Genomic DNA, 5,122 nt, shown 5'->3' with positions numbered 1-5,122 from the left:
CCGCCGCCCTGGCCGTGGGCGCCGCCGTCGCGTCCCTCGCGCGGCGTCGCCGCCGGTGGCTGGCCGACCCGCCCCCGCAGCCGGGTCGACGGGTCGTCGAGGCGACCCCCGGCCTCCTGCTCGCCGGCCCGGTCGCGGCGGTCGCGGCCGTCCTGGGCGTCGTGGCCCTCCTGCTCGGCGGCGACGTGCACGGCCAGTGGGGGACGCTGCTGCTGACGGTCGCGCTGGCGGCCGCGCCCGTCGTCGTGGGCACGGGGCGCTGGGTCGCCGGCCGGCCGGGGCTCGCGGCGGTCGACGTCGTGCGGGCGCTCGCGGACGGGCTCCCGCCCGCGGTGGACCTGCCGCGCCCGGGGCTCGTGCCGGTGGACCCGGTCGAGGGACCGGAGGGTCGGCCCGCGCCGTCGCCCTGACGTGGCGGCCGTGCCGTGGCTCCCGCGCCGTGGCTGCCGCGCCGGGACGTGCGTCCGCGGACGCCGCCCCGGTCGCCCCGCGCAGGGCCGTAGGATCGGTCCGACCCCCGTTGCCGTGAACCTGGGAGCACACCCGTGGGACGAGTCGTCGTCGACGTGATGCCGAAGCCGGAGATCCTCGACCCGCAGGGCAAGGCCGTGGCCGGCGCGCTGCCGCGCCTCGGCTTCGGGCAGTTCACGTCCGTCCGGCAGGGCAAGCGGTTCGAGCTCGAGGTCGACGGGCCGGTGACGCCCGAGGTGCTCGAGGCCGCCGCGGCCGCCGCCGAGCAGGTCCTGTCCAACCCGGTGATCGAGGACGTCGTGCGCGTCGCCGACATCGAGGCCGACGCCGCCGCGACGGTGGCGAGCCAGGGTCTGGCCTGATGAGCCGCATCGGCGTCGTCACGTTCCCCGGCACGCTCGACGACCGCGACGCGGCCCGCGCCGTGCGCCTGGCCGGCGGCGAGCCCGTCGCGCTGTGGCACGCGGACGCGGACCTCAAGGACGTCGACGCGGTCGTGCTGCCCGGCGGGTTCTCGTACGGCGACTACCTGCGCGCCGGCGCGATCAGCCGGTTCGCTCCGGTCATGGGTGAGGTCGTCGAGGCCGCCGGCAAGGGCCTGCCCGTGCTCGGCATCTGCAACGGGTTCCAGGTCCTCACCGAGGCGCACCTGCTGCCCGGCTCGATGATCAAGAACGAGAGCCTCCACTTCCTGTGCCGCGAGCAGGTGCTCACGGTCGAGAACAGCGACACGGCGTGGACGCGCGAGTTCGAGCGCGGCGAGGACATCACGATCCCGCTGAAGAACCAGGACGGCCAGTACGTCGCGGACGAGCGCACCCTCGACGAGCTCGAGGGCGAGGGCCGGGTCGTGTTCCGCTACCAGGGCGGCAACCCCAACGGCTCGCGCCGCGACATCGCCGGCATCACCAACGCCGCGGGCAACGTCGTCGGCCTCATGCCGCACCCGGAGCACGCCGTCGAGCCGGGCTTCGGCCCCGACGGCGCGCAGGGCCCGCGCAGCGGCACCGACGGCCTGCGGTTCTTCACGTCGGTGCTGCGCGCGCTCGTCGGCTGACGCCATGACGTCGGCCGACGTCGTGGTGACGGCCGTCCCGTGGGACGACCCCGACGCGCGGCGCCTGCGCGACGCGCAGCAGGCCGAGCTGCGCGAGCGGTACGGCGAGGACGACATCGGCCACGACATGACCGGCGAGACGATCGCCGTGATGCTCGTGCTGCGCGCCGACGGCGAGCCCGTCGCGAGCGGCGCGCTGCGGGACGCGCCGGAGCTGGGCCCCGGCACGGGCGAGCTCAAGCGCATGTACGTGCGTCCGGCCTGGCGCGGGCGCGGGCTGTCCCGCCGCGTCCTGACGCAGCTCGAGGACGCCGCCCGCGTGCGCGGCCTGCGCCGGCTCGTCCTGGAGACCGGCGTGCTGCAGCCCGAGGCGATCGGCCTCTACCTGGCCGCCGGCTACCGGCCCGTCCCGCGGTGGGGCGAGTACGCGGACGCACCGGACTCGCGCTGCTTCGCCAAGGAGCTCCGGGCCGCACCCGCCGTGGCGCCCGCGCCGCCCGCCGACGTCACGATCGCGCCCGTCGCGTGGGAGGACCCCGAGGCGGTGGCGCTGCGCCGCGCGATGGTCGTCGAGCTGGCCGCCCGCACGCCGGGGGACCACGCGGACCCGGACGACGCCGCGCTCGCGCGCGCCGACGCCCACGCCGGCGAGGGTGTGCTCGCCACGCTCGTCGCGCGGGTCGGCGGCGCGGCGGTCGGCTGCGTGGCCGTGCGCCGCGCCCCGGCGCCGTGGCCGCACGGGTGGGCGGAGGTCAAGCGCCTGTACGTGACCCCCGACCTGCGCGGTCGGGGCGTCGGGCACGCGCTCATGACGGCGGCCGCGGACGCCGCTCGCGCGCACGGCTGCACGACGGCGGTGCTCGACACGGGCGTCGTGCCGCCGACGTCGATCGGGCTCTACCTGCGGCTCGGCTACCGCCCCGTGCGCCCGGCCGTCGACTGGTCGGGCACACCGGACCTGCTGTGGTTCGCCCGCCCGCTCTGAGCGACCGGCGGCGGGGTGCGACACCCGCACGCGTCACCGGCGTCCTCCCGCAGCTCCCGCCCGCCGACGTGCACCACGCGGCCGGGCCCGGCAGCGTGCCGCCATGACCGTCCGCATCGGCACGTCCGGCTGGTCGTACGACCACTGGGACGGTGTGCTGTACCGGCCGGGGCTGCCGGCGGCGCAGCGGCTCGCGCGGTACGTCGAGGCGTTCGACACCGTGGAGCTGAACGCGAGCTTCTACCGGTGGCCGCGCGAGCCGGCGTTCGCGAGCTGGCGGGAACGTCTGCCCGAGGGGTTCACGATGTCGGTGAAGGCGCCGCGCGGCCTGACGCACGCGCGCCGGCTGTACGGCCCGGAGGTGTGGTCGGAGCGCATCGCGCGCTGCTGGCACGAGCTGCGCGGCCGCCGCGGGTCGCTGCTCGTCCAGCTGCCGCCCGACATGGAGCGCGACGACGCGCGGCTGGGCTACTTCCTCGGCACGCTGCCCGGCTGGGTGCAGGTCGCCGTCGAGCTGCGGCACCCGTCGTGGCAGCACGACGCAGTCTTCGACCTGCTCGCGCGGCACGGCGCCGCGTACTGCGTCGTCTCCGGCGCGGGGATCCCGTGCGTCCTGCGGGCCACGTCCCGGCTCGTCCACGTGCGCCTGCACGGGCCGGACCACCACCACCTGTACGCCGGCTCCTACGGCGACGACGACCTGCGGTGGTGGGCGGACCGGATCGGGGAGTGGGACACGCAGGGCCGCGACGTCGTCGCGTACTTCAACAACGACGGCGGGGGGAACGCCGTGCGGGACGCGTGGCGGCTGCGGGAGCTGCTCGCGCGCTGACCGGGACGGGCGCCGTGCTCACGCGCACCGACCGGTCGGCGTGCCCGGGTCATGGTCTCTCCGGGTTCGTCCGGCCGGCACGCGCGCCCCGCGCGGTCATCCGCACTGCCCGACGCGGCTGCCACCGACCGTGACGTCGGACGTCAGCACCGGGACGACGTCGTTGCGCCGGCACACGAGGTCACCCGCGACGTCGGTGTTCTCCACGGCGACGCCCGCGACGTTGTCCTCGAGCACGAGGTCACCGCGGTACTGCCCGCGCACGGGCAGCCGCTCGACCGAGCAGCCGAGCCACTCGGGCGAGAGCCGGCTGACGTCGCCGAGCTGCACGTCGCGGCGGGCGCGGCGGACCGTGACGTCGGCCTGCACCGTCGTCTCGCACACGGCGGTGCGGCGCGACCACGACAGCGTGAGCCCGCGTCCGAGCCGCGAGGCGAGGACGACGTTCTGACCGCCGTACACGTTGACCCAGCCGCCGACCGTGGCGCCGTGCAGGAACAGACCCGTGTGGACCGCGTCGAACGGGAACGCGACGTTGACCGCACCGGCGACGCGCCCGGCGATCTCGACCTCGGTGGCGCGGCCCCGCACGCTGCGGCCGACCGCGCCGGTGGTCCGCAGCTGCAGCGCGTCGTCGAGGTGCACGCCGCCGCGCACGTCCGTGCCCTGCGCGGTCGCGCGCGCGTCGCGGCCGACGTGCAGGTCGCCCACCACCTGGCTGTCCACGAGGTACGCCCGGGCGCCCGGGGCGACGTGCACGTCGCCCAGCACCACGACGCGCAGCAGGCGGCACGTGCCGACGACCTCGACGTCCCCCGTGACCACCGTCCGCTCGACGCTGTCGCCGCAGGTGCGCGCTCCGGGGCCCGGCGCGGCCGCGGCGGGCGGCGCGGTGACGAGCGCGGTGAGGAGGGCGGTGACGACGGCAGCCACGGTCGCCGGCGCGGTCCCGGCCCTCATGCGCACTGCCCCCGCCGCTCGCCGTCCTGCAGGACGCCCGGCAGGAGCCGCCCGGTGTTGCCGGAGCAGTCGAGGTCGCCACGCACGACGACCTGCCGCAGCGTCACGTCCCCGGTGTTGTCGAGGACGAGCAGGTCGGACTCGAAGACGGGCGACTCGCGCGGCGGGTGCAGCCCGCAGTGGTCCTCCATCGGCACACCGCCGACCTCCACGGGCCCGCGCGCGTGGCGGATCGTCACGTCCGCGGCGACGCGCCCCTCGCACACGCCCGCGCCGCGGACCCAGGACAGCGTGAGCCCGCGCCGCAGCACCGACTCGCCGATCTCGACCTGCCCGCCGTGGACGTTGACCCAGCCCCCGACCTCCGAGCGGAACAGCCGGAAGCCGGGGTACCGCGCCCGCTCGGGCGCGGCGAGGTTGATCGCGCCGCGCACGACGGCGTCCGCGACGTCGACCGAGTCGGCCTTGCCGCGGATGCTCCGCCCGACCGACCCGGAGACGCCGAGCTCCCGCGCGCGGTCCAGGTGCACCCCACCGCCCACGGCCGTCGCGTACAGCCACGCCGTGCCGCCGGGGCCCACGCGGACATCGCCCGCGACCCGGCTCGGCGAGATGCGCGCGTCGGCGCCCGCCTCGACGACGAGGTCGCCGAGCACCGTCGTCGTGCCGAGGTAGCACGTGCCCCTGACGACCAGGTCGCCCTCGACGACGAGGGGCACCGGTCCGTCGCCGTCGCAGAAGCCGGCCGGCCCGGAGGCGGGCCGTGCGCCGTCGGGCACCGGCTCGTGCGCCGCCGCGGGCGCCGCCTCGGGCGCCG

General features: G+C 77.1%; 6 protein-coding genes and 1 pseudogene. 5 read left to right on the top strand and 2 right to left on the bottom strand.

Going from position 1 to position 5,122, the window contains the following annotated elements; translation table 11 throughout:
• The 5 genes and pseudogenes from AB6N23_RS17200 to AB6N23_RS17180 all read left to right on the top strand — a co-directional run.
• Positions 1-410: pseudogene (locus tag AB6N23_RS17200) on the top strand (hypothetical protein); the annotation flags it as partial.
• Between the two features lie 135 nt (positions 411-545).
• Positions 546-833, top strand: a complete 288-nt coding sequence (gene purS / locus AB6N23_RS17195; RefSeq protein WP_136518107.1) for a phosphoribosylformylglycinamidine synthase subunit PurS — start codon at positions 546-548, stop codon at positions 831-833.
• Positions 833-1,528 (top strand): phosphoribosylformylglycinamidine synthase subunit PurQ, encoded by a 696-nt coding sequence (purQ, locus tag AB6N23_RS17190; RefSeq protein WP_412867194.1) that lies wholly within the window; start codon positions 833-835, stop codon positions 1,526-1,528. Before purS ends, purQ begins: the two co-directional genes overlap by 1 nt.
• 4 nt (positions 1,529-1,532) lie before the next feature.
• Positions 1,533-2,513 (top strand): GNAT family N-acetyltransferase, encoded by a 981-nt coding sequence (locus AB6N23_RS17185; RefSeq protein ID WP_412867193.1) that lies wholly within the window; start codon positions 1,533-1,535, stop codon positions 2,511-2,513.
• Positions 2,514-2,616: 103 nt separating this feature from the next.
• Complete coding sequence (locus AB6N23_RS17180) at positions 2,617-3,345, top strand: DUF72 domain-containing protein (RefSeq protein WP_412867192.1); 729 nt, start codon at positions 2,617-2,619, stop codon at positions 3,343-3,345.
• Positions 3,346-3,441: 96 nt separating this feature from the next.
• Here the strand turns inward: AB6N23_RS17180 and AB6N23_RS17175 are convergent, their stop codons facing one another.
• Together AB6N23_RS17175 and AB6N23_RS17170 are read right to left on the bottom strand one after the other, a co-directional pair.
• Positions 3,442-4,305: a hypothetical protein gene (locus tag AB6N23_RS17175; protein WP_412867191.1), complete on the bottom strand. Its 864-nt coding sequence runs from the start codon at positions 4,303-4,305 to the stop codon at positions 3,442-3,444.
• On the bottom strand, positions 4,302-5,122 hold an 821-nt coding region (locus AB6N23_RS17170), incomplete at its 5' end, for a hypothetical protein (protein ID WP_412867190.1). The genes AB6N23_RS17170 and AB6N23_RS17175, both read right to left, overlap by 4 nt.

The organism is Cellulomonas pasadenensis (assembly GCF_047229365.1).
Taxonomy (GTDB): domain Bacteria; phylum Actinomycetota; class Actinomycetes; order Actinomycetales; family Cellulomonadaceae; genus Cellulomonas.
Note: the sequence above shows the minus strand (reverse complement) of the source record. Positions and strands in the feature narration are given on the sequence as shown.